Consider the following 24,775-nt stretch of genomic DNA (forward strand, 5'->3'; position numbering starts at 1 on the left):
GATGAATATCCTCGTCTGCATCAAACGCGTCCCCGATATCGCCGGTTCCGTCGTCCTCGACGACACCGGGACCGGGATCGACGAATCCGGGCTCGGCCACACCATGTCCTCACATGAGGAGTGCGCGGTCGAGCTCGCGATCCAGACCGCCGCCGCGACCGCTGGGACGGTCACGGTGCTCACGGTCGGTCCCACCGAGGCGGTCGAACAGCTGAGAGCGGCCGTGGCCGTGGGCGCGAACGACGGAATCCTCGTCGAGGCTGCCGACCCGTCCGTGTTCGCTCCCGAGGACATTGCGCAGGTCATCGGTGACGTCGTCCGCGATCGCGCCGAGGCGGGACAGACCTTCGATCTCGTCCTCACCGGTGATGATGCTGCCGACACCGGTGATTTCCAGGTCGGGATCCGGCTGGCATACGACCTCGGGTACCCCGCCCTCACGAACATTCAGACGATCAGTGCCGCCGACGGTGACAGCGGCACGGGCGGCTCGGGTCCGGCTCCGGGAGGCGGCGAGCGCAGCTCCGGACGCATCGAAGCCCGCGGGATCGGGCCGGCCGGCACCGAGATCTTCGCACTCGACCTGCCCGCAGTCATCGCCGTCCACGAGGGCGGGGTCGATCCGCGCTATCCATCCATCACGGGGCGGATGAAGGCGAAGAAGGCGACGATCGTCGAGTACGACGCTCCCGAACCAGGGACGGGCAATCCGCGAATCCGCCTCGAACTGCCCGAAGTGAAGGCCAGTTCGGTGACCATCCTCGGTGAGGGCCCGGAGGCGGCTCCCGCCCTGGTCGATGTGCTCGAAGAGATCGGAGTGATGAGGCCATGACCGTCGTCTACGTCGAAACGGACCCCGCCGGCGAGGTGACTCTCACCTCCGCCGAAGCCATCACCTTCGCCCGCCAATTACTACCCGACGGCGGTCCAGATACCTCGCGCGAGGTTGCTGCGCCGCCGTCAGGTAGTCCTGAGGGGGTGGTGATCGGGCAACTCAGCGATTCTGCCGTCGCAGAGCTGGGGCGGCTCGGGGTGAGTGTCATCCACCATCTCGAGCATCCGGATCTCGCGGAGTACTCCGCTGCGGCTTGGGCGCAGGCGATCGTCGACATCACCCCGGAGTCCGGCACTCTGCTGGCCTCGGGCACTCCGCGCGGCATGGAGCTCATGGCCCACGTCGCCGTCCGCACCGGTCAGCGCATGGCCGCCAACGTCATCGGCGCCGACGAGGAGGGTCTGCTGCGACAGGTCCACGGCGGCACCGCCTTCGAACGTCTCCGCCTCGATGGTGAGCTGCACGTGCTCACGATCGCCGGCCACGCCTGCAATCCGGAGGAGACGACCCCGGTGACCCCGGAGGTCTATGACTACGAGCTCGACGTCGCCGAGGCGGACCTGGCCACCCGTGTGCAGCGCACCGAGGCAGAGGCCGCCGATGATGCGTCCGGACTGACCTCGGCCAGGGCCGTGGTCGGCGCCGGCCGCGGGGTCGGTTCGGAAAACGGCTTCTCCGAGGTCCTCGAACTCGTCGACCACCTCGGCGGAGCCCTGGGCGTCTCCCGTGTGGTCACGGGACTGGGTTGGCGCCCGCACGCCGAGCAGGTCGGCCAGACCGGCAGCCGCATCTCCCCCGACGTCTACATCGCCTGCGGCATCTCCGGAGCGATCCAGCACATGGCCGGAATCGAGGGCGCGAAGACGCTCGTGGCGATCAACTCCGACGAGGAGTCCACGATGGTCCAGCGTGCCGACTATGCGATCATCGGCGACCTCCATGAGGTGGTCGGAGCCGTCAACGAGGAGATCGTCCGCCGGAAGCAGTGATTTCCGTGGCCGCCCGCAAACTGATTAACTATGGAACGATCGTTCAGACGTTGTTCCCAATCAGCTCCAGGAGGCAGTTATGGCCACATTCGAACTCTCACCCGAGGTGCGCTGGTCGGATCAGGATCTGCTCGGCCACGTCAACAACGCACGGATGATCACCCTCATCGAGGAGTGCCGCGTCCGCTGGATGCATGAGATCCGGGCCGGACACATCACCGGCGGCGGGCTGCTCGTCGCCCGCCAGGCCATCGACTATCTTCTCCCCGTCATGTACGGCCCCGAACTGACGATGACCGTGACGGTGAAGAAGCTCGGCAACTCCTCGTTCACCGTCAACACCCGCGGTGACCAGGACGGACGTCAGGTCTTCGACCACGACTGCGTCCTCGTCCACATCGACCGCGAGACCGCCGAGCCGACCCCGCTGACACCCGAGCTGCGCGCAGTCTTCGAACCCTACCTGCAGGGCTGAGGCGCGAACCCGTCGGTCCGCACAAGGATGGCCGGCCATTTGAGCCTGCACGCCCGGCGACCGGTTGCCCAAGCGCAGTCCGCACGCTTAAGTGGGAGAAACAGTCACGAAAACCCGCGGTGGGCGTGACCATTCTGCCCACCTAGTGTGACCGTTTCGACAGCCCAAGGGCAGCGAGAACGTCCAGAGGGTCGCAAGGTCATGGCCGATTCGTTCAAGCCGACACCCCGCCCGTCCGCATAGTCTGAAGCCATGAAACTCGACGCGATCTCCATCATCACCTCAGACATGCCCGCCGCCATCACCTTCTACTCCGCGCTCGGCCTCGAGCTCGTCGACGGCGGCCCGGATGCCCCGCACACGGAGTTCACCTCCGGCGCCCTGCGCATCCTCCTCGACACCGAGGCGGTCGTTCTCGGCATCGACCCCGAATGGACCCGACCGACGGGCGGAAACACGATGTCTCTGGCCTTCGACTGCACTGCCGCCGAGACGGTCGACCAGGCATTCGCCCAGCTCACCGGGCCCGGCGACGGGGGAAGCGATCCTGTGGCTAAAATCGTCCACGAACCCTGGGACGCGTTCTGGGGACAGCGCTACGCCGTGGTCTCCGACCCCGACGGCAACACGGTCGACCTCTTCGCCCCCCTCAACTCCTAATTGCTACCCGACGGCGGCTCAGCAACCTCGCGCCGGGTTGCTGGGCCGCCGTCGGGTAGTTCTAGGCGGGGGCGAACTTACGGAACGAACGCCGAGAGCGCCATCATCCGATGAGTGAGCGCTCGTCCCGGCGCAGGTGAGCGGCATCGGCATACCCGACCTCGGCCGCGGCCTCGGTGCGCGACCGCCCCGCCTCGATGAGGTCTCGCGCGGCCTGCCAACGCAGGATCTTCGCCAAGTGCTTGGGCCCGTAGCCGAACCATTCGGCACTCAGCCGACGCAGCTGCCGCGGTGAGTACGCGAACTGGTCAGCCGTCTCGGTGACGGTCTGCGCCGCCGACCCCGAGCGCACATCCAAGCGTTCGGCCAGCGCCATCGGCCGCGGATCCAGCAGCGCCCGGTCCGACAGGCCACAGGCCATGTCGAGCAGGGCCCGCACAGATCCCGTCACCGAGGCAGCCCCTTCCTCACCGTCATCCGGTGCCACCGAATGACGACCGCCGATCACCGCGTCGAGGGGCGTGACCCGGTCGGCCAGCTCATCCGCCGAGGTGGTCAGAAGCTGCGGCAGCACGCCCGAGTCGAAACGCAGGCCCACGGTCGGTACGGCCGAACCGTGAAACGGCCGGGCCATGGAATCGGCGCCGGCGATGACGATCTGCCCGGCGATGACGATGAGGTCCATGCACCCGTCGGGGACGATGAGCGAGGCCCCGGGCCCCGCCTCGGCGAGGGAATCTGACTCAACGGGAGCCGAGACCCACAGGCTCGCCCGCAGGCGGGGGATGCGGGTCTGTCGATACATGGGCTCGGCCTCTTGTCGCTCTCGGCGGTAAACTCGTCTGTGTTCATCTGGTGCGGGCGGCGCGATCTGCCCTCAGAATAACGCGTGGACGGCCCGGTCGGGCCGAATGCCTGAGCTCACGGGAAGGAATGATGGCTGCAGCACCCTCGGCGCCGAAGTCGGCGCGCAGGCAGGCTCGCCATGTCACGGTCTTCCTCGATGTCGATGGCGTCCTCAACTCCTACCCGGTGCCCCGGCTCCGCGGCATGGCCGAGGGGCGGAAGAAGCTGCATGCGTGGCACTACGAACTCCACTACCGGCCTTCCGTCGTCGAATTCTTCGACCGCATCGTCGAGACCCATGAGGTCGACGTCGTGTGGCTGTCGACCTGGTCTCAGCGATGCAAATCCGAGCTCGAACCGAAGTTCGGTCTGCGCAACTCCTTCGACGTCATCGAAATGCCTGACCAGACGCACAATCGCTTCGCCCACGATCCGCAGCAGTGGTGGAAGGCCCGGGCCATGGAGGACTGGCTGGCCACGCACGAACACGGGCGTGCGATCTGGATCGACGACGACCTGGCCTGGCCGGCCACCCGCGAATACTTCCTCGAACACTACTCGCCCAACCGCCTCAAACTCATCGCCCCGGACTTCGCCCACGGTCTGACGAAGGCGCATCTCAAGGAGATCCGGGAGTTCGCCTACCCGAAGACCGGCGATCCGACGACCGGCGATCCGACAGCATCCGACCCGAAGGGGACTTCATGACGCGCATCGGCCTGCTCGATTCCGGACTCGGACTCCTCGGCACCGCCGACGCGCTGTTCAATCTCGCCCCCGACGCGGACCTCGTCCTCGCGATGGATCCGGACTACACACCGTACGGCAGTCTGAGCACCGACACCCTCCAACAGCGGGCCCTGCATTCTGCCGGTGTGCTCGCCGAATGGGACCCCGACGCCATCGTCGTCGCCTGCAACACCGCCTCGGTGCAGGCACTCGAAGCCGTGCGCGCCCGCTACGAACCCGCCATTCCCGTCATCGGCACCGTTCCGGCGGTGAAGATGGCCGCCGGCACCGGCCAGGACTTCGCGATCTGGGCGACCCCGGCGACCACGGGCAGCGACTATCAGCAGAACCTCATCGACTCCTTCGCCGCCGACCTGCACGTGGCCAAGGTCGCCTGTCCGGGGCTGGCCGAGGCCATCAACGTGGCCGATCTGGACAAGATCGATACCGCCATCGAGGATGCCTTCACCCAGATGGGGCCCGGAATGGAGACCGTGGTGCTCGGCTGCACCCACTACGGACTCGTCGCCGACCGCATCATGGCCGCCCGTGCCGGTGCCCTCACCGTCTTCGACTCTCCCATGCCGGTAGCCAAGCAGACGCTGCGCCGCATCGGCCTCGAACCCGCCGGAGTCGGCGATGCCCAACCGGGCACCGGACAGGTGCTGGCGGCCTTCGCCTCCGGCAGACGCGTCAGCCTGCCGGAATCACTGGCCGCCTACCCGGCGGGCAAGCGACTGCTGACGCGGGAAGCCTGAGCGGCCCCATGGAGCCGTGAGCGACGGCTGGGAGACGTGAGCGTCGCCCTGGAGGCGTGAGCGGCCGCCGAGAAGAGCATCCGCACGCGGGGAGTGAGCGGACAGCCGCCTCAGCGTTCCCTCTGAACCCCGGGCTTTCCGCACCCCGAAAGAGTAGAATAGAGCGGACAGTCAATCGTCAAAGGAGGCGATTCGGCATGTTGGCACTCAGTATCCTCGCCGCACTCGTCGCGCTCGGAGCCATCACGCTGGGAAACAGCCTGAAGATCGTCAAACAGTATGAGCGCGGGGTGGTCTTCCGCCTCGGCAGAGTCAACGCCGAGCCCAAGGCCCCGGGGATGACAGCGATCGTCCCCTTCGTCGACAAGCTCGAGAAGGTCAACCTCCAGATCGTGACGATGCCGATTCCCGCTCAGGAGGGCATCACCCGCGACAACGTCACCGTCCGCGTCGACGCGGTCATCTATTTCAAGGTCGTCGACCCGCGCAAGGCCGTCGTCGATGTCGAGGACTACCAGCTCGCCGTCGGCCAGGTCGCCCAGACCTCCCTGCGGTCGATCATCGGCCAGAGCGAACTCGACGATCTGCTCACCAACCGCGAACGCCTCAATCAGGGGCTGGCGATCATGATCGACAGCCCCGCCGTCGACTGGGGCATCCACATCGACCGCGTCGAGATCAAGGACGTGGCCCTGCCGGAGACGATGAAGCGGTCCATGTCGCGCCAGGCCGAAGCCGAACGCGAACGCCGCTCCCGCGTCATCATCGCCGATGGTGAGCTGCAGGCGTCGAACAAGCTCGCCCAAGCCTCCGAGGCCATGGCCCACACCCCGTCCGCCCTGCAGCTGCGCCTGCTGCAGACCATCGTCGAAGTCGCCGCCGAGAGGAACTCGACCCTCGTCCTGCCCTTCCCCGTCGAGCTGCTGCGCTTCCTCGAGAACAACACCCCCGCCGCTCCTCCCACCGCCGAGGCGAAGGCCGAGCCCACGACGGACACCCCCACCGAGGCGGCCGACCGGTCCGCCGCGGGCGCGACATCGAGCGCCCCGGCCGACCTCGATGCCATCGTCCAGGCGATGTCCGAATCGCTCAAGCTCACCGGGCTGATGCCCGAGCAGGAGCGTGTCACCTCGGACATGCCGGAGGAGGAGCGGACCACGTCGGATTCGGCCGCACAATCCGACTCAGCCGAACAGGAGGAGCACCTCGGGCACGCCTGAAGCGCAAGCGCCCCGCTCATTCACCGACCCCGTCTCGCAGTCTTCAGCGTCTGTCCAATCCAGAGGACTAGGCTGAGCGCATGGACCTCAAGCGCACTGGAAGAACAGTCATCGTCAACGGCGTCATCGCCCTCGTGATGGGTGCGCTGATGATGGTCTGGCCCGGCACCTCCGCCGAGGTGGTTGTGCGGATCTTCGCCTGCTGGCTCGCCGTCATCGCCATCTCCTCCCTCGTGTTCGCGCCGCGGGGAGGCCGCACCGGCAGTTTGGTCACACGCGCGGTGCTGCTCATCCTCCTCGGTGTGCTCATCTTCCTCACCCCGATGCTGTTCGCATCCATGGTCACGGTCCTCACCGGTTTCGCGATCATCTTCTTCAGCTTCCTCGCACTCACCGTGTCCCTCTTCATCCGCCGGATGGGTGTCAGGTCCTGGTGGGTGCTCACCGTCATCGGTGTCCTCGGCATCATCCTCGGCGCTTTCTTCCTCTTCGCCCCGGGCGCCGGGGTGACCGCGCTGATCTTCACTCTCGCCGGATTCATCATCCTCGTCGGAATCGCCCTCATCGCGCTCGGCCGTCGCCTGCGCAGAGTCGATCGGCAGATGAAGTCCGATCCGCACCGGAACCGTCCCGACGACGGTGGCGGCGACGTCATCCGCGGCGAGATCATCGACTGAATCGGGCCGCCTCGGCGAGCTCCTCCGGCTTCGACTGAGCCCGGATCCGCAGAAGCGCGGATCCGGGCTCGTTCGTGCACCCGTTTCGGGCCGAAGTGGTCATTGTCACAACATGACTTTTCGCGCATGCAACCTCCACCCGCTCCTCCCGCGAGGACCCGCTCATTTAGCACCTGACCTGGAACATTGCGTGAACGGACGGCGAAAAGCACCGATTGTGCATGAGCATTTCGCGGATGCCGGCATGCGAGTTAACCGTCCATTCACTTTCCTCGTAACCTGGCGGTCATTCGGCCTGCGAATCATGGAGGCAGACACCGCCTCATCGACTGAATCTCGCTAGGAGTACGAATGACCCAGGTTCTGGCACCGGAGCGCCACACTCCGCCGCCTGCCGTCGGCCGCAGCAACGACCGTCTCTGGCATCTGGCCTTCGGCGGCCTGCTGGCGATCACCCTCATCGCCTTCACCCTGTGGTCCTTCGACTTCGTGGGCCGGGACGCACCCCGCATGGTGCTCATCACCACGGTCATCTTCGGCGCCTTCATGGCCTTCAACATCGGCGGCAACGACGTCGCCAACGCCTTCGGCACCTCAGTCGGCGCCGGCACTCTGACGATGAAGCAGGCACTGCTCATCGCCGCGATCTTCGAAGTCAGCGGCGCGCTCCTCGCCGGCGGAGACGTCACCGACACGGTCAAGAGCGGAATCGTCGACCTCAGCGGGGCCGACATCAACCCGATGGACTTCGCGTTCATCATGATGGCGGCCCTCCTCGGCGCCGCGGTGTGGCTGCTCCTGGCGACTCGGATGGGTTGGCCGGTGTCGACGACGCACGCCATCATCGGCGGCATCATCGGCGCCTCCCTGACGATCGGCTTCGTCACCGGCACCGGCGGATTCGCCATGGTGCAGTGGTCGGAGGTCGGTCAGATCGCGATCTCCTGGGTCCTCTCCCCAGCTCTCGGCGGACTCGCCGCGTTCATCATCTACGGGCTGATCAAGAAGTACGTGCTCGGCAAGACGCTGTCGCACACGCTGAAGCCCCACATGCTCGCCCCGGTCTCCGCGGCCGAGGGATCCGTCGACGCACAGATCGACACCGCCGCCGAGGAGGCCCCCACCGGCGACGGATCGATCGGCACGCACTCGGCACTGCAGCGGTGGGTCCCCCTCATCGCCTCCGCGGGCGCGGTCATCATCACCGCAATGCTGCTGTTCAAGGGTCTGAAGAACCTCGACATGAGCGTGACCACCGTCGGCGGCCTGCTCATCATGGCGATGATCGGCGCGGCCGTGTGGCTGGCCGTGTTCGTCTTCGCCAAGACGCTGCGCAAGCAGACGGTTCCGCGTGCCACGTACATTCTGTTCTCCTGGATGCAGGTGTTCACCGCCTCAGCCTTCGCGTTCAGCCACGGTTCGAATGACATCGCCAACGCTGTCGGCCCCTTCGCCGCCGTCCTCGATGTGCTCCGCACCGACAGCATCAGCTCCGAGACGACCGTGCCGTTTGCGGCCATGCTCACCTGCGGTATCGCCCTCATCGTCGGTCTCTGGTTCATCGGCCGCAAGGTCATCGCGACCGTCGGAACGAACCTCACCGAGATCCACCCGGCCTCCGGATTCGCAGCGGAGCTCGCTGCCGCGGGAATCGTCATGGCCGCCTCGGTGAGTGGTCTTCCGGTGTCGTCGACGCACATCCTCATCGGCGCGATCATCGGTGTCGGCCTGGTCAACCGCTCGGCGAACTGGAAGCTCATGAAGCCGATCGCGCTGGCTTGGATCATCACCCTTCCGGCCGCCGCGGCCATCGGTTCGATCGGCGTCATCACCCTGCGCACCATTATGGGATGACCCACTGACACGAACGCCCCACAGCCGTTCGCCGGGACCCAGTCGAGACATCAGTTCGACCGGATCCGATCTCCCGCCCCGCCGATTTCCACACGAAGTCGGCGGGGTGTTTTTCGTCCGCACCCTGGTGGAGGCAAAGCCTCCTGTGCTATCTTGTTCGGCATGGGAACATTGAACAGCAGCGCAATGACTGCGCCTTGCTTCTACATTCGTCACCGCAGCGCCTGACAGCGCGCCAGACGAATTCTTCTGTGATCGGCTGACCGACGACGGTCACCCTGATCTCCTCTGCAAGCGCGTTGTCCTCCCGGAGAGCCCTCGGCATCCGGGCGATGCGGCAATCGGCTGAATCCCTTCCGGCCCTGTGACCACCTCGATCGTCAATGGTCGACCAGGTCATCACGGACCGATCTGACTCACCATCATTGCGCTGCCTCGGGTGCCTCCATCTTCTTGACTGGAGCACATCCCATTGCGACCCCAATCGCCAGGAAACCGTTCGACACATCCGCGTTCGACTTCACGGTCGATGCACGGCGGCCGGCATGAACTCGGCCAGAACTTCCTCCGCTCACACACCACCATCACAACGATTGCGAGCCTGGCTCGCTCCACCTCCGGACCGATCATGGAGATCGGCCCGGGCGACGGGGCAGTCACCGCCGAGCTCTACCGGCTCGGGCGAGAGCTCACACTCGTCGAACTCGACGAAACGAGGTTGGATCACCTTGAAGACACGTACCCGCGGGCCGAGGTCCGCCACGCCGACGTACTGACCACCCGGCTCGACCGGCCGGTCATCGTCGGCAATCTGCCGTTCCATCTCACCACTCCCATCCTCCGCAAGCTGCTGCGCTCCGGACGCTGGCAGCAGGCGATCCTGCTCACCCAATGGGAGGTCGCTCGCAAGCGCGCAGGAGTCGGCGGGTCGACCATGATGACCGCCCAGTGGGCCCCGTGGTTCGACTTCCGCCTCGTCACTCGCGTCCCCGCAGACGCGTTCACCCCGAAACCCAGCGTCGATGGCGGCATCCTCACCATCGATCGCTGTCCCACCGGATCGATCCCAGCCGGTGCTCGATCCGATTATCAACAGTTCGTCCGTTCGGTCTTCACCGGTCGCGGGCGAGGAATGAAAGGAATTCTTACGAAGATGAGCATCACCGATCACCGCACGCTGCAATCGACCATGGACCGCAATGACATCAGAGGAGACACCTTGCCCAAAGACCTCACCCCCGACCAGTGGACCGGACTGTTCACCGAACTCGCCGCCGAACCGAGCCCGAAGAACACCGGTGACCGACAGAAATCCGCGAAGACCGCGAAGCAACAGAAGACTGCGAAGAAGGGAAAGACCATGCGCAACGACAGAGGGCCCAAGAAGAACCCCATCACCGAGGCGGCACCGCAGACACCGTTGATCACCGGGGAGCTGCCCATCGTCGGCGCCAAACCGGCGACCGAGAAGCTGCAGGCCCCCATCCCGGGTGCCGATCCGAAGGCGAAGAGCCATGACAAGGGTCATCTGCAGGCCGAACGCGGTTTCATGAATCAGCATCAGAAACCGCAGCAGCCCCAGCCGAGGTGGAACCTGCCCCGCAGGTGAGTCTCCAGCGCCTCGGCCCGACGTTTCCCCGTCGGGCCGGGGCGCTGACAGGCCAGTGTGCTGACGGATCAAGTCACCGCAGCTCCGTCATCTTCTCCGGAAGTTCATCTTCACCGGCCGCCGACGCCGATGAAGAAGGACTCGTCCAGCCTTCTCCGCGGCGAGACCATAGAACTCGTCTAACCTCCCAACCGGTCGTGTCAGACCCTCCGTCTACACTGAAATCACGTTCGCGAGCTGTGGCCATCGGTACCTGGCCGGCCACACGGCAACCCGTCATCGACCGGGTGCCCCAGGGGAAGAACGGGCCCGCGCCGACCGCTCGGGCAAGCTTCGATTCGGGCCGATGCGCCCGAGAAGGACGGTCCGCCATGTCCGCAGACTTCCATGACAACTCAGACTTCCACGACGATTCCGCGCCCGACGGTTCAGCCGATGGCCGTGGTGCAGCCGAATTCAATGAAGCAGCCGATCGCCGCGATGCCGAAAACCGCCGCAGGGCGGCTGAACAGTGGCCGGGTTTCGAGCCCGAGGAGGCGCTGCACTGGTCGAAGGTGCTCCTGCATCACTCCCCCGGTCCAAAGCGGGCCGCCATCAAAGCTCAGATGAGTTCAGCGATCGCCCGCGGAATTCCGATCGCCGGCCCCGATTGGGTGCCCACCGCCGACTCTGCCCGCGCAGACGGCTTCAACCCGGTGCTCTATCAGGCGCTGTTCGAGAGCCTGCGCACGATCTCGAAAACGGCATTCCGGTCCCATCCTGGACACCGGCAGTCGACATTCAAGACCTATCTGCCCGGCACACCGTATGAATCCGAACTCTGGTGCGATTGGCCGAAGCTCTTCCTCACCGAGGGATTCGATGCCCGCACTGCCACGGCCCTGACGCTGCTGCGCGCCGAACCGAAGTTCCCGCGGCCGCGCACCGACGACTGAGGCGAGAGTCGCCGACCTGGCCCAACCCAACTGCCCGAGCCGGTCGGATCAACCGGACCGACCCGGTCGATCAGCCTGTCGCCGCGGCCGCGCGCAGGTACACGGCCGCGGCGAGCGCGGCAGCGATCGTCTGCCGGGTGCCTCCGATGTCCACGGTGACCTCGTCATCGGTGCGGTCGAGGACCTCGAGCGCGACATCGGGGAGCACCCCCGCCTCGGCGAGCTTCCCGAGAACAACAGGATCGGCGTCGGAGACCCTCAGCACCGCATAGGGCCCGGCAGCAGCCTCGGCGAGGAGGGTCGGGGTATGGGAATCGACGGCACCGTCGGCACCCGGAATGGGATCGCCGTGCGGGTCGGACGTCGGGTGGCCGAGGAACGCGTCGATGCGGTCGATGAGCCTATCGGAGGCAGCGTGTTCGAGGATCTCGGCCTCATCGTGGACCTCGTCCCAGCCGTAGCCGAGCGACTCGACGAGGAAGGTCTCGATGAGCCGGTGCCTGCGCACCATCGACAGGGCGATCCCCTTGCCCTGCTCGGTGAGCACCGGCGGGCGGTAGGGCACCCGGGTGATGAGGTCGAGCTCGTCGAGACGTTTGAGCACCTCGGAGACGTTGGCCTTCGTCGTCCCGAACCGGTTCGCAAGCTCGGTGGCCGTCATCGGGTCCCCGCCCCATTCCTGGGCCGACCAGATGGCCTTGAGGTAGTCCTGGCTGACCTCGGAGACTTCACCTGCACGCATGCCTTCAGTATCCCATGGACGAACCGGCACAGATGTTGCGAAACGATTACCTGCGATCCGGCCCGGCACCGAGGCGGCCCTGCCAGAATCACAGACATGACCCCACATTCCCTCCCCTCCGATCCCGTTCCCCCAGACGACGCCGATCGATCGGAATCGGCCCGACCCGAGATCCCCGACGGTCCCCCCGCTGGGGCGGGGTCGCCGCTCCGCGTGTTACGCCGCTGGTGGCGAACCCGCAGGACGGCATCAGCAGCCCGTCGAAGGCCGAGCAGCCCACGGACGCGATCAGAGTCGATCGACGCGACCGGCCTGTTCCGCCCCGGTGAGATCGAATACCAGCGGCTGCAGAGTCTGCCGCCGTTCGACACCGATCTGCTCATCCTCACCGACCTGCGGATCATGCGGGTGCGCACCGATGCCCAGGGCTCCGTCGCCCAGCTCTCGCAGGCGACTCCGCGGCAGATCGGCGCAATCCGAGCAGAAGAGTTCCGTGGACGTGCGACCGTCACCGTCGAACTGCACGTCGGATCGTCGATGCGGCTCGAGGAGACCACTCCCGCAGAGGCGCAGCGTTTCGTCGACACCGTCACCGAGGTGGCTGCCCGCTCCCGGACATGACGACGTCCGTGCCGATCCTGACCACACCCGCTCCCGGACATGACCACGCCCGCTCCCGAGCCTGAACTGGACAACCCTGCGGCTTAGTCCGTTTCCTGAAAACAGGGGGCGCTGAATTTGTGAGAAACCTCCACCCGTAGAATGGATCGGGCCCGATTTCGGGCCCTGTCCCCTTTTTTGTCTACCGGAGGTCGATGCGTGCAGGATCCGAACGAAGAGAAGTTGAAGCGCCCAGTCGTCGAACGAGAACGATTCGGCGGCACCGACCGGGCGACGAGAATCAGCAGGCACGTCGACCCCGAGAAGCGCGCTCCGATCGACAGCACGGAGATGAGCAAGGGCCCGGAGGAGCTCTCCGACGAACGCGGCTCCCGAGTCAATTGGCGGGTCTTCATCGTCGCCTCCCTCATCATCCTCGCCTTCTCCGTATGGGCGATGATGATGCCGGACTCGGCTCAGTCGACGATGAAGACCGCCGTGGACTGGATCGCAGAGAACCTCGGCTGGTTCTATGTCGTCACCGTCACCGTCGTCATCGGCTTCGTCCTCTGGGTGGCACTGTCCAAGGAAGGCAGCGTCAGGCTCGGCCCGGACCATTCCCGTCCGCAGTACAACCTCTTCACTTGGGTCGCGATGCTCTTCGCCGCCGGCGTGGGCATCGATATGCTCTTCTACTCGGTGACCGGACCGATCACCCAGTACCTCCACCCCGTCAATGCCTCCCCGGAATCAGCGGCTGCCGCCCAGGACTCGGTCGTGTGGACGATGTTCCACTACGGCATCGCCGGCTGGTCGATGTACTCGCTGCTGGGCATGGCGATGGGCTACTTCGCGTACCGCTGGGGCATGCCCCTGTCGATCCGTGCGGTCCTCTACCCGCTGCTGGGCAAGCGCGTGCGCGGCACCACCGGTGACGTCATCGACATCTTCGCGCTCGTCGGCACCGTCTTCGGTGTGGCCACCTCGATGGGCATCGGCGTGGTCCTGCTCAACGTCGGATTCGCCACCCTCTTCGGCCTCGAAACAGGATTGGCCCTGCAGATCGCTCTGGTCATCGTGGCCGTCGTCATGACCGTCGCCGCCTGCACCTCGGGCGTGGACAAGGGCATTCGCCTCGTCTCCGAACTCAACCTCTGGTCGTGCGCGGCGATGATGCTCTACATCCTCGTCACCGGCAAGACCGCCTTCCTGCTCAACGCCATGGTCGAGAACATCGGCCGCTTCATCTTCACCCTTCCCGAACGCACCTTGTCGACCTTCGCCTATGTCGACGGCGGCTCCGAATGGATGGGCGGCTGGACCCTCTTCTTCTGGGCCTTCTGGCTCGCCTGGGGTCCCTTCGTCGGCCTGTTCCTGGCCCGCATCTCCCGCGGACGCACCCTGCGTGAGTTCGTCATCGCCGCAATCACCGCTCCCGTCATCTGCGACTTCATCATCGTCACGATCTTCGGCAACTCGGCCCTGTCCGAGGTCTTCAACGGCAACGACGAGTTCGCGCAGACGGCCATCGCCTCCCCGGAACAGGGCTGGTACGACCTGCTCGGGATGTTCCCGGGATCGACGTTCCTCATCGGCCTGGCAACCCTGTCGGGACTTCTGTTCTACCTCACGAGTGCGAACTCCGGTGCCATGGTGATGTCGAACTTCTCCTCCTCGATTCCCAACCCGGAGGAGGACGGAAAGAAGTGGCTGCGCATCTTCTGGGCCCTGGTCACTGCGGTGCTCACCATCGCCATGCTCGTCGCCGGCGGTGTGACGACGATGGAGTACGCGACCCTCATCTTCGCCCTGCCGGTCACAATCATCGCCTACCTCGTCATGGCCTCGTTCTCGAAGGTGCTGCGCATGGAGCGCGCCGAGCGCGAGGGCCGGATCCGTCGTCGCCGCACCACCGCCGCCCACGGCGGGCGTGCTCCGGAGAAGACCTGGCGTCAGCGTCTGGCGACCCTGCGGTCCTACCCGACGAAGAAGTCCGTCGAACGCTTCGTCGCCGAGGTGGTCGGACCGTCCCTGGAGGCCGTGGCCAAGGAGTTCCGCGAACTCGGCTACACCGTCGATCACATCCAGACCCTCGACGAGGACAGCGAGATCACGACGAACACGCTCAATGTCGACATGGGCGATCAGCGCGACTTCCACTATGAGGCCGCGGCCATCGAGGCGAATGTCCCGTCGTTCGGCGCCCGCAATGCCCCGCGCGGTGACGACAAGTACTTCCGCATCGAGGTCTTCACCCAGACCGGCTCGGAAGGCTACGACCTCATGGGCCTGAGCGCTCAGCAGATCATCGACGACGTGCTCGACCGGTACGAGAACCACCTGTCGTTCCTCGCCTACTCGCACGAGCATTCGTATCAGTCGGTCGTCACCCCGCCGACGCCGCCGACCACGGACACGATTCCAGCGGTGCCCAAGGACGCCGACGAAGTCGAGGAGCTCGACGAGCCGAAGCACTGAACCCGATTCGGTGAAGGCATGAGTTCGGAAGGAGCGGTGGCCCATCGGGTCACCGCTCCTTCTGCATCGTCGAACCAGAACTGGAACAGAATATCTCTGCGCGATGCGGATCCGGCTGAGAGAATCGATTCATGAAGCTGAGAGCCCGAAAGCTGAGCACGACAGTTCTCTACGGAATTGCCCTCGCCGGATTCGTCACTGTCGTCTTCTTCCTGACGAACGCAGGCATCGATCCGCGACCCAATCGCTATGGCGACTTCGATCCCGCGGGCGCCGGCACTGTGGGCATCGGTCTCTTCGGTCTCTATCATGCGATCGCGATCATCTTCTTCGACGACGACCCCGCACTGGTCTCTGCCGAGGATGGTCGGCAGTCCGATGATCCGACGGCACCGAGGAAAGCCGGGTCATTCACCGAGTTCGTCCGCCAGCCGGCGCTCAAGGTCTTTTCGGTCGGCCCGATCTGGGCGGCGGCCTCGGCGGCGGTGATCTTCATCTGGTTCGCTGCGGCAGAGGTGCCCGGCACCATCGGAACGGTGTGGGGCGACTACGGCCATTCGCCGCTTCCGGCACTGGCCGTCTTCTGCGGCTGCTGGGCGGCGACGAATCTCTGTTTCATCCTCTCCACCCTCGCCGAGGCGGGCCGCCGTGACAATCCGCCGCTCTGCATCGTCTCTTTGGTACTGCTCTTCCTCGCTGCCGCAGGAGTCGTCGTCGTCTTCCTGGCCGCATTGCCGGACATGCAGCCCGGCACAGCACTGGCCGGGTGCGGATCTGCCCTCCTCGCCTCCCTGGCTGGGCTCACCGGTGTGCGGCTCTGGGCGATGCCCCGTTTCAGGGCCGAAGCGAAGGAAGATCAGCTGGGAGCCCGCGCACGCCGTCGGCGGAAGCGGTTCGGATCACGCCACCAGGGCACCGGTCAGCCGCCGTATGACATACTCGGTGCCGGGGAGACGCTGCTCGCCCACTTCATCGGCAGCGGGGCGCCGGAACCGGAGATGCTCGTCGCCACGAATCGCCGAGTAGTCAGGGCCCTCGTCCGCGCACCGGGACAGACTTTCGTCATCGAGCAGGCCGAGCCCGGCCAGCTCCTCGGCGCGCGCTCCGAACGACTCGGAACAGGACTCGGCAACCCAGGACCCGGCGGGCCGGGACCCGAACCGTTCGAGACCGACCTCGTCACCGCCATCGGTCTGCGCGGACAGCAGGAGATGACGGCACACGGCGGCGATCCGATCGCGTCGCAGCGCTTCGCCGATGCACTCAATTCGCTCGCCCGTACGGGCAGTCTGCCGAGGTGACTCATGGAACTCAGCCAGCTGACCGCTCTGCTCACCGCAGGCGACTACACGATCTCCCGCGAGATCATCCAACGCGGCTTCGGTGTGCTCTTCCTCATCGCCTTCGTGTCCGCGTTCAACCAGTTCCCGGCCCTCCTCGGCGAACGCGGGCTGACCCCCGCCCCACGGTTCATCGCCCTGACCACGGCAAGGCAGGCTCCGAGCCTCTTCCGGTGGAAGCGGTTTTCGTATTCGGACCGACGGCTGCGCCTCGTCTGCGTGATCGGAATGGTCCTGGCCGCCTCGGCGATCGTCGGCCTGCCGCAGGCGGGCCCTGCGTGGGTGCCGATCCCGGTGTTCCTGGCGATGTGGGCGATGTACTTCTCGATCGTGTCGATCGGGCAGCGCTTCTACGGCTTCGGCTGGGAATCGCTGCTGCTCGAGGCGGGATTCCTCATCGGATTCCTCGGCTCCCACGAGGTGGCCCCGGCCCTGCCGATGATCCTGCTGCTGCGGTGGTTCGTCATCCGCGTCGAATTCGGTGCCGGAATGATCAAGATGCGCGGGGACTCATCCTGGCGCGACCTCACCGCGATGGACTATCACCATCAGACTCAGCCGATGCCGAACCCGGCCTCCCGTCTGGCCCACCTCATGCCCGGCTGGTGGCACAAGGGCGAGACCCTGGGCAGCCATATCGTCCAGCTCGTCGCCCCGTGGCTGCTGTTCGCACCGCAGCCGATCGCCTCCTTCGCGGCCTCAGCCATCATCATCACCCAGCTCGCACTCGTGATCAGCGGCAACTACGCGTGGCTGAATTGGGCGACGATCCTGCTCGCCTGCTCCGGTCTCAGCGACACCTTCTTCCGCTGGATCGTCGGCGGACCGTTCCCCGGGTGGGGGTGGAATGTGTTCACCGATTCCACCGGCACCGAGGCGGCCGACCGTGCCGCTGCCACCTATCCCGGCGAGGCTCTGCCCGTCTGGTGGCTGATCGTCGTCCTCGTGTTCGTCGCGTGGCAGGTATGGCTGAATGTGCCGGCTCTCCGGAACCTGTTCTCCCCGAATCAGCTGATGAATGCGAGCTTCAATCGGCTCGGCCTCGGCAATGCCTACGGGGCATTCGGGTCGATGACCGAGACCCGCAACGAGATCATCATCGAAGGGTGGATCGGCGACGGCGACGCTGAGGGCGCAGCCATCGACAGCGCAGACGCCGGCGGTACCCGCGCAGACGGTCCGAGCCGCGATGACCCAGACGCCGGTTGGCGGGAGTATCGGTTCAAGGGCAAGCCCGGGGATGTTCTTCGCCGCGGGCCCGTCGTCGCGCCCTATCATCTGCGGCTCGACTGGCTCATGTGGTTCGCCGCGCTCGGTGACTATCGGCAGACCTGGTTCTCCGAGCTCGTGCGCCGGATCGGCTCCGGGGACGGCCAGATCCGCCGCCTCATGGGATCAGACCCCTTCGACGGCGTGGCGCCGGACCTCATCCGCGTCCGCGTCTTCACCTACCGTTATGCCACCCGCACCGAACGCCGCGCGGCGAAGGCCGCGGGTGAGCCGCGACCTTGGTGGGTGCGTTCGGATCCGCGCATCCTCGTCCGCCCGATCGGCCTGCGGGAGGACTGACCGGTCTTGCGCGAACGCAGACGAGGCCTCTCCCCCACCCTCGCCCGCGCGGAGATCCTCCCCGTCTGAAGAGACGCCTCGGTGACGAGGTGCGACTTGGCTTTCCCACGGTCAGACTCTAAAGTTAACGTACCTTAACTTTTATTCGGGACCCCGACGACAAGGAGCCCCTCGTGTCTGACCACAGCAGTTCCACCACCTCCGCCGAGAGACCATCCGCCCCCGACGACGTTCCCGCAGAGCAGGGTGTTCGCCGCGCCCACCGCGCAGCCGCTGCAGCCCTGGCCGCGGCTCTGCCCCTCGGTCTGGCCGCCTGTGGCGGCACCGCGACCGCCGAGGATGCCGGCGACAGACCGGTCGTGCTCACGACGTTCACGGTGCTCGCCGACATCGCAGACAATGTCGCGGGCGAGCACCTCGATGTCGAGTCGATCACGAAGGCCGGAGCCGAGATCCACGGCTACGAACCCACTCCCGGCGACGTCCGCAAGGCCGCGAAGGCCGACCTCGTGCTCGACAACGGACTCAACCTCGAACAGTGGTTCTCCCAGTTCGTCGACGAGATCGACGTCCCCCACGTCGTCGTCAGCGAGGGTGTCGACGAGCTCTCGATCACCGAGGATGCCTACGCCGGCAAACCCAACCCGCACGCGTGGATGAGCCCGCTCAACGTCCAGATCTACGCCGAGAACATGGCCCGCGCCTTCGCCGACCTCGATCCGGACCACGCCGAGGACTTCACCGCGAATGCGAAGGACTACGGCGAGCAGCTGCAGACGGTCCAGGACGACCTCGTCGACGACCTCTCCACGCTGCCGAAGTCCCAGCGTGCGCTGGTCACCTGTGAAGGAGCGTTCTCCTACCTCGCACGCGATGCCGGACTGAGCGAGAAGTACATCTGGCCCGTCAATGCCGAATCGCAGGCGACACCGGGCCAGATCACCTCGGCGATCGACTTCGTCGAGGACAACGAGGTGCCAGCGGTGTTCTGCGAATCCACGGTCTCGCAGGCGCCGATGGATCGAGTCGTCGAGGCCACGGAGGCCGAATTCGGCGGCACACTCTACGTCGATTCACTGTCGGAGGCCGACGGTCCGGTGCCCACCTACCTCGACCTCATCCGCCACGACGCATCGGTCATCTCCGAGGCGCTGACCGGGAGCGAATCGTGAGTTCCGCAGCCGCTGCGTCCGTGAACGAACAGAAGAGCTCCACGGTCGGGCCGGCCGGCGATGCACCACCGGCGATCACCGTCGACGAGGTGACCGTCCACTACGGGGACACGCTCGCTCTTGATCGCGCCTCCCTGACGCTCGAGCGGGGACGCATCTGCGGGCTGATCGGGATGAACGGCTCGGGCAAGTCGACCCTGTTCAAAACGATCATGGGCATCGTCGACCCCGACACCGGGCGAGTGAGCATCGACGGCGGCCCGACACGGCGGGCCCGCAGGGCCGGAGCACTCGGCTATGTCCCTCAGAGCGAGGACGTCGACTGGGACTTCCCACTCTCGGTCCGCGATGTGGTGATGATGGGTCGCTATGGCCGCATGGGCCCACTCCGGATGAGCCGGAGAGCCGACCGCGAAGCCGTAGAGAGTGCCCTGGACCGCGTCGAACTCACCGAGTTCGCCGACCGCCAGATCGGTCAGCTCTCGGGCGGGCTGAAGAAACGGGCCTTCGTCGCCCGCGGACTCGCGCAGGGGGCGACGATCCTGCTCCTCGACGAGCCTTTCGCCGGCGTCGACAAACGCAGCGAGGCGACGATCACCGGCCTGCTGAAGGAACTCGCCGAGTCGGGGGCGACGGTGCTCGTGTCCACTCACGACCTCAATGCGCTGCCTGCACTCGCCGACGAGGCGATCCTCCTGATGCGCCGCGTCCTCCTCCACGGCTCTCCTGCCGAGGTGCTCCGACCGGAGAATCTCGCCCTGGCGTTCGGCCTCGACCCGTCCGGTGCGAGCGAGACACCCCGGGACGGTGAGAGTCCCAACTCCGACCGAGCCGACCGCATCGAAGGAGAGACGGCATGACGCTCATCGACTTCCTGCTCGAGCCCTTCGGCTTCGACTTCATGCTCCGCGCCTTGGCGACGACTCTCATCGCTTCGGTCGTGTGTGCCGTTCTCTCCTGTTGGCTGGTGCTCATCGGCTGGTCACTCATGGGCGATGCCGTTTCGCATGCAGTACTGCCCGGAGTCGTTCTCGCCTATGTCGTCGGCGCGCCGTTCGCCCTCGGTGCGGTGGTCTTCGGATTCCTCGCAGTCGGACTCATCGGAGCCGTCCGCGATACCAGCCGAATCAAGGAGGACGCGGCGATCGGCATCGTCTTCACTTCGCTCTTCGCCCTGGGCCTCGTCCTCATCTCTGTCACCCCTTCCCACGTCGACCTCAACCACATCATCTTCGGCAACCTTCTCGGAGTCTCGAGTTCCGAACTGGTCCAGGTGGCCATCCTCGGGGTGATCACCCTGCTCGTGCTCGCAGCCAAGAACCGCGATTTCACGCTCTACGCCTTCGACCCGACTCATGCACATGCGCTGGGGATCAATCCGCGCCTCCTCGGCGCCGCGCTGCTCGGGCTGCTCGCCCTGACCTCCGTGGTCGCACTGCAGGCGGTCGGGGTCGTGCTCGTCGTGGCAATGCTCATTGTGCCCGGCGCGACCGCATACCTGCTCACGGACAGGTTCCAGCGGATGCTGCTCATCGCCCCGGTGATCTCGATTCTGTGCGCAGTGATCGGTCTCTATTCGAGCTACTACCTCGACACCGCATCCGGTGGGATGGTGGTGCTTTCGCAGGGCACGGTCTTCGCGCTCGTCTACCTCTTCGCTCCTCGACACGGGCTCATCGGCCGTCGCCTGGCAGCGATGCGCCGACGGCGCGGGAATACCCGGATCCGCCCGGTGTCGACCGAAGCCGGCCGCCCCGCCTCGGCGAGGGTCAGTCCACGCCGAGCGCGAGCAGAACGATGAGGACGACGTTGAGGACGATGATGAGCACCGAGGCGGCCACGGCGATGAGCGTGATCCAGCGTGCGTTCGCGAATTCGCCCATCACTCGGCGGCTGCTCGTGAGCCTGACCAGGGGGATCATCGCAAACGGGATGCCGAGGCTGAGCACGACCTGGCTGAGCACGAGCGCCCAGGTCGGGTCGACGCCGATGGCGAGAACGATGAGCGCCGGGATCATCGTGACCGCGCGCTGCCACACGATCGAGATGTTCACGCGCAGCAGGCCCTGCATGATCGAGGCGCCCGCATAGGACCCGACGGCGCTCGAGGCCAGCCCGGAGGCGAGGAGTCCGATGCCGAAGAAGAGGCCGACGATCTCGCCGAGGTTGGCCGTGACGACCGCGTGCGCACCTTCGATGGTGTCGGTGCCGGTCTGGCCGCGCAGGGAGGCGGCGGCCAGGAGCAGCATGGCGATGTTCACGGATCCGGCGACGACGAGGGAGAGCACGACGTCCCAGCGGCTTGCGCGCAGCAGCTGTCCGGTCGAGGCGGTCGCATTGTCGCGGTGACGGTCGACCGAGAGCGCCGAGTGGAGGTAGATCGCGTGGGGCATGACGGTGGCGCCGAGCATGCTCGCGGCCAGGACCACGGAGTTCGTGCCTTCGAGCCGGGGCACGATTCCACCTGCGGCTTGCCCCCAATTCACGTCCCCGACGAACAGGCCTGCTAGAAAGCCGATGGCGATGATGACCAGGAATCCGATGATGACGAACTCGAAGGGACGCTGACCGCGGGTGGATTGGATCGAGAGCAGGAACAGCGACACCACTCCGACGATGACCCCGCCCAGCAGGAGCGGCAGGTCGAAGAGGATCTTCAGGGCGATCGCACCGCCGATGACTTCGGCGAGATCGGTGGCGATGGCGACGACCTCGGCCTGTCCCCAGTACGCGAGGCGGGTTCGCCTGCGGAGGCGATCACCGAGGAGGCTCGGCAGCGACTGCCCGGAGACGAGCCCGAGCTTCGAGGACAGGTATTGGACGAGAACGGCGATGAGATTCGCAGCCACGAGCACCCAGACGAGGAGGTATCCGTACTCCGCGCCGGCGGTGAGATTGGCCGCGACGTTTCCCGGATCGACATACGCGATGGCAGCGACGAAGGCCGGGCCGAGGAGGACGGCGGTGGAGATCTTCTTCCGGCCGTGCTTCTTCCGCCTGCGCCAGCCGGCGTGTACAGCGACAGAGGGATCGACGTTCATGAAGTTAAGGTACATTGACTTTGCCGATTCGGGCAACACGGCGAGCGCGGCTGGCACAACCGGCGAGTGCGGCGGGCGAAGCCGGCGGGCACGGGCTGCGCGGCATGGAACCGGGCCGGCTGCACTGCGTTGAACGGATGAGGCTGCGCGGTATGGAAACTGAACAAGGACCTAGGCTTCGAGCATGGTTGGTGAACGCGTTCAATTCCGCTCCGAGAAGTGGCGGCAGACGGAGGCCCGGATCATCCGCGCCGCTGCCGATCTGTTCCTCGAGCACGGATTCAGGGCCACGACAGTGCGCGCCGTCGCCAGGGCCGCCGAGGTGTCCGTCGGCCGGGTGATGTCGGTCGGCGACAAGGACGCGATCCTCGTCGCCTGTTTCGACAGGTGGATCGGCCAGCTCCAGGACGGGACATATTCGCCGCTGCCTCGGCGAGCGAGCCTGTCGAAGCGGGGAGCCGGAACCGCGCCGCGAGCATCTGCGGGAACCGGAGTGTCGGCGAATGCCACCTATGCGGCCGCGCCCGGGCCTCCCAGGGCCACCTCGGCGGTGCAGCGTCATCTGCCTGAGCTCTTTCTGCCGTTCCTCGAATTCTTCGCCGCGCATGAGGACCTGTCGCGGGACTATGCAGCGGCGATGATGCGGGTCAAGGCTGAGCCCGAGGTGTTCAACGCTCTCGCGCTGGATCTGCAGGGCCGCCTCAGCGAGTCCTTGATCTCGATCGGAATCGACGACGGCCATGCGCGCGCCAGCGCTGCGGCACTCTACGACTCCTACCTGGGGATTCTCTTCCGCTGGGCCGCGACGACGATGACGCTGTCCGAGGCGAGTGACGCGCTGCTCGCCACGATCGCCTTCCACACGCGTGCACGGGGGCCGCTGTGACTCTGCTGCCCGACCCGGTCTGGCCGGCCGTCGTCCTTGCCGTCATCGTCTTCGGGGACGGTCTGCTCACCTTCCGTCCGCCGCGGGCGATCGCCGACTGCCTCGACGGGGTCGGATTTCCGCGCGACTGGTGGTGGGTGCTCGCGGTCGTGAAATTCCTCGCTGCGGCGGGGCTGGTGGCCGGGATCTGGGTTCCCGGCCTCGGCGCGGCAGCCGCGGCGGGCCTCGTCGTCTATTTCCTCTGCGCAGCTGCCGCGCACCTGCGCGCCCGATATGTCGGGCGGGATTTCTGGCTCAACTGTCTGGGAATGCTCATCGTCTGCCTGGCGGTCCTCGTCTTCAGCTTCCTCGGATAGGGGCCGGGCCCCAGAGCCGGCGCCTAAGTCTCAGTACGGAGAATGCTTCTCCCACATCCTGCACGTCGGCCGTGTTTTGCCCTAGAGTCGAAGTACGGCACCGGCGCCGCCGAGGCGCTGAGCCGACCGGCAGCATCGCTGAACTGCCCGGCAGTGCGGCCGGGCCACCCCGGCAGAGGAGTGTAGACATGCCCGAATATGCCGACAGCAGTCGCACCCGCGACGAGACTCCCCACGAACGCCATGAGCGGTGGGCCTGGATCCATGAGACGGCGTCGATGACGGGGTGGGATTTCTCTCCGCTGTCCGGCCGCCTCATCGCCGATGATCCGCCATGGGACTTCGATCAGATCTGCCTCGACGCGATGGCCGAGTCGAGCAGCTGCCTCGATATGGGCACGGGAGGCGGCGAGCGCCTCGGCGAACTCATCGATCGTCTCAACGAGGCCCGGCCTCCCGGCGAATCGTCACCGACGATCTCCGCGACCGAGGGGTGGGAGCCGAACGTTCCCTTGGCCACCTCGATGCTGGAGGACTACGGCGTCGAGGTCACCCGCTACGACAGCGATCATCACCCGGAGATGCCGTGGGGCGACGGGGAGTTCGACCTCGTGATGAACCGCCACGAAAGCTACGACCTCGCCGAGGTGGCCCGCGTGCTCTCCCCGGGCGGGCTGTTCCTCACCCAGCAGGTCGACGGCACGGAGGCGCAGGAGTTCCGCGACCTCTTCGGCGGTGGGGTGGGCGATCTGCATCAGCAGCTCGAACCCTGCATCAGCGATGCCGAGAGTCAGGGCCTGTCGATCGAGGCGGCTCGCAAATGGCAGGGGACGATGCGCTTCACCGACGTCGAGGCGGTCATCGAGTACCTCGCCTATATTCCGTGGGACGTGCCCGGGTTCACCGTCAGGTCCAACCTCGACGTCCTCAGACGCCTGGCCGAGTCGAGTGAGCCGATCTCGGTCACGCAGAAGAGGTTCCTCATCGTCGCCCGCAAGCCCTGA

The 24,775-nt window shown here is 66.1% G+C and carries 23 protein-coding genes, 1 pseudogene and 1 riboswitch; of the genes and pseudogenes, 21 read left to right on the top strand and 3 right to left on the bottom strand.

All coding sequences use genetic code 11. From position 1 onward, the window contains the following. Position 1 precedes the first annotated feature (1 nt). The 4 genes from GUY37_RS17090 to GUY37_RS17105 all read left to right on the top strand — a co-directional run bounded on the left by GUY37_RS17090 (position 2) and on the right by GUY37_RS17105 (position 2,959). Positions 2–832: an electron transfer flavoprotein subunit beta/FixA family protein gene (locus GUY37_RS17090; RefSeq protein ID WP_166828132.1), complete on the top strand. Its 831-nt coding sequence runs from the start codon at positions 2–4 to the stop codon at positions 830–832. Continuing rightward, the gene (locus tag GUY37_RS17095) at positions 829–1,824 is read left to right on the top strand and encodes an electron transfer flavoprotein subunit alpha/FixB family protein (protein ID WP_166828135.1); all 996 of its coding nucleotides are present in this window, start codon (positions 829–831) and stop codon (positions 1,822–1,824) included. Before GUY37_RS17090 ends, GUY37_RS17095 begins: the two co-directional genes overlap by 4 nt. Before the next feature lie 79 nt (positions 1,825–1,903). Then, on the top strand, positions 1,904–2,299 hold the full coding sequence (locus GUY37_RS17100; RefSeq protein ID WP_166828138.1) for an acyl-CoA thioesterase: 396 nt from the start codon (positions 1,904–1,906) through the stop codon (positions 2,297–2,299). Between the two features lie 252 nt (positions 2,300–2,551). Next, positions 2,552–2,959 (top strand): VOC family protein, encoded by a 408-nt coding sequence (locus tag GUY37_RS17105; RefSeq protein WP_166828141.1) that lies wholly within the window; start codon positions 2,552–2,554, stop codon positions 2,957–2,959. A 103-nt stretch (positions 2,960–3,062) separates the two neighbouring features. On the opposite strand, the gene GUY37_RS17110 is transcribed toward GUY37_RS17105, so the two are convergent. Beyond that, positions 3,063–3,764, bottom strand: a complete 702-nt coding sequence (locus tag GUY37_RS17110) for a helix-turn-helix domain-containing protein (protein WP_166828144.1) — start codon at positions 3,762–3,764, stop codon at positions 3,063–3,065. Positions 3,765–3,895: 131 nt separating this feature from the next. Between GUY37_RS17110 and GUY37_RS17115 the strand changes: the two genes are divergently transcribed. The 7 genes and pseudogenes from GUY37_RS17115 to GUY37_RS17145 all read left to right on the top strand — a co-directional run bounded on the left by GUY37_RS17115 (position 3,896) and on the right by GUY37_RS17145 (position 11,587). Then, entirely contained in the window at positions 3,896–4,513 is a 618-nt protein-coding gene (locus GUY37_RS17115) for an HAD domain-containing protein (protein WP_166828147.1), read from the top strand. Further along, positions 4,510–5,292 (top strand): glutamate racemase, encoded by a 783-nt coding sequence (locus GUY37_RS17120; RefSeq protein ID WP_166828150.1) that lies wholly within the window; start codon positions 4,510–4,512, stop codon positions 5,290–5,292. The genes GUY37_RS17115 and GUY37_RS17120 overlap by 4 nt, the downstream gene beginning before the upstream one ends. A 197-nt stretch (positions 5,293–5,489) precedes the next feature. After that, positions 5,490–6,512 (top strand): slipin family protein, encoded by a 1,023-nt coding sequence (locus GUY37_RS17125; RefSeq protein WP_208094711.1) that lies wholly within the window; start codon positions 5,490–5,492, stop codon positions 6,510–6,512. A gap of 80 nt (positions 6,513–6,592) precedes the next feature. Next, entirely contained in the window at positions 6,593–7,189 is a 597-nt protein-coding gene (locus tag GUY37_RS17130; RefSeq protein WP_166828153.1) for an HdeD family acid-resistance protein, read from the top strand. 351 nt (positions 7,190–7,540) lie between these two features. Then, positions 7,541–9,043 (top strand): inorganic phosphate transporter, encoded by a 1,503-nt coding sequence (locus GUY37_RS17135; RefSeq protein ID WP_166828156.1) that lies wholly within the window; start codon positions 7,541–7,543, stop codon positions 9,041–9,043. Between the two features lie 529 nt (positions 9,044–9,572). Further along, positions 9,573–10,304, top strand: a pseudogene (gene erm / locus GUY37_RS17140) (23S ribosomal RNA methyltransferase Erm); the annotation flags it as partial. Between the two features lie 576 nt (positions 10,305–10,880). Further along, positions 10,881–10,991, top strand: a riboswitch (SAM riboswitch). A 32-nt stretch (positions 10,992–11,023) separates the two neighbouring features. Beyond that, a complete protein-coding gene (locus tag GUY37_RS17145) occupies positions 11,024–11,587 on the top strand; it encodes a hypothetical protein (RefSeq protein WP_166828163.1) in 564 nt (187 codons plus the stop codon). 70 nt (positions 11,588–11,657) lie between these two features. Here GUY37_RS17145 and GUY37_RS17150 read toward each other — a convergent pair whose 3' ends face one another. Further along, complete coding sequence (locus GUY37_RS17150) at positions 11,658–12,329, bottom strand: metal-dependent transcriptional regulator (protein ID WP_166828166.1); 672 nt, start codon at positions 12,327–12,329, stop codon at positions 11,658–11,660. Positions 12,330–12,425: 96 nt separating this feature from the next. On the opposite strand from GUY37_RS17150, the gene GUY37_RS17155 reads away from it, so the two are divergent. The 7 genes from GUY37_RS17155 to GUY37_RS17185 all read left to right on the top strand — a co-directional run bounded on the left by GUY37_RS17155 (position 12,426) and on the right by GUY37_RS17185 (position 21,289). Continuing rightward, positions 12,426–12,950, top strand: a complete 525-nt coding sequence (locus GUY37_RS17155; protein ID WP_166828170.1) for a hypothetical protein — start codon at positions 12,426–12,428, stop codon at positions 12,948–12,950. 198 nt (positions 12,951–13,148) lie between these two features. Beyond that, complete coding sequence (betT, locus tag GUY37_RS17160; protein WP_228278235.1) at positions 13,149–15,407, top strand: choline BCCT transporter BetT; 2,259 nt, start codon at positions 13,149–13,151, stop codon at positions 15,405–15,407. Positions 15,408–15,538: 131 nt separating this feature from the next. Beyond that, positions 15,539–16,708 (top strand): hypothetical protein, encoded by a 1,170-nt coding sequence (locus tag GUY37_RS17165; protein ID WP_166828176.1) that lies wholly within the window; start codon positions 15,539–15,541, stop codon positions 16,706–16,708. Positions 16,709–16,711: 3 nt separating this feature from the next. Beyond that, on the top strand, positions 16,712–18,316 hold the full coding sequence (locus GUY37_RS17170) for a lipase maturation factor family protein (RefSeq protein WP_166828178.1): 1,605 nt from the start codon (positions 16,712–16,714) through the stop codon (positions 18,314–18,316). Between the two features lie 281 nt (positions 18,317–18,597). After that, positions 18,598–19,488 carry a metal ABC transporter substrate-binding protein gene (locus GUY37_RS17175; protein ID WP_166829934.1) on the top strand — a complete coding sequence of 297 codons (891 nt, stop codon included), beginning with the start codon at positions 18,598–18,600 and terminating at the stop codon, positions 19,486–19,488. Between the two features lie 20 nt (positions 19,489–19,508). Continuing rightward, entirely contained in the window at positions 19,509–20,348 is an 840-nt protein-coding gene (locus tag GUY37_RS17180) for a metal ABC transporter ATP-binding protein (protein WP_166829937.1), read from the top strand. Next, complete coding sequence (locus GUY37_RS17185; RefSeq protein ID WP_166828181.1) at positions 20,345–21,289, top strand: metal ABC transporter permease; 945 nt, start codon at positions 20,345–20,347, stop codon at positions 21,287–21,289. Before GUY37_RS17180 ends, GUY37_RS17185 begins: the two co-directional genes overlap by 4 nt. Here GUY37_RS17185 and GUY37_RS17190 read toward each other — a convergent pair. Continuing rightward, positions 21,258–22,529, bottom strand: coding sequence for an Nramp family divalent metal transporter (locus GUY37_RS17190; RefSeq protein ID WP_166828186.1), 1,272 nt, complete (start codon positions 22,527–22,529; stop codon positions 21,258–21,260). The genes GUY37_RS17185 and GUY37_RS17190 overlap by 32 nt on opposite strands. A gap of 184 nt (positions 22,530–22,713) precedes the next feature. On the opposite strand from GUY37_RS17190, the gene GUY37_RS17195 reads away from it, so the two are divergent. From GUY37_RS17195 to GUY37_RS17205, 3 genes are all read left to right on the top strand, one after another. Further along, a complete protein-coding gene (locus tag GUY37_RS17195; protein ID WP_166828188.1) occupies positions 22,714–23,415 on the top strand; it encodes a TetR/AcrR family transcriptional regulator in 702 nt (233 codons plus the stop codon). Beyond that, positions 23,412–23,771 (top strand): DoxX family protein, encoded by a 360-nt coding sequence (locus tag GUY37_RS17200; RefSeq protein ID WP_166828191.1) that lies wholly within the window; start codon positions 23,412–23,414, stop codon positions 23,769–23,771. Before GUY37_RS17195 ends, GUY37_RS17200 begins: the two co-directional genes overlap by 4 nt. Positions 23,772–23,959: 188 nt before the next feature. Next, positions 23,960–24,775, top strand: a complete 816-nt coding sequence (locus tag GUY37_RS17205) for a class I SAM-dependent methyltransferase (protein WP_166828194.1) — start codon at positions 23,960–23,962, stop codon at positions 24,773–24,775.

This window comes from Brevibacterium limosum (assembly GCF_011617705.1).
Lineage (GTDB): Bacteria > Actinomycetota > Actinomycetes > Actinomycetales > Brevibacteriaceae > Brevibacterium > Brevibacterium limosum.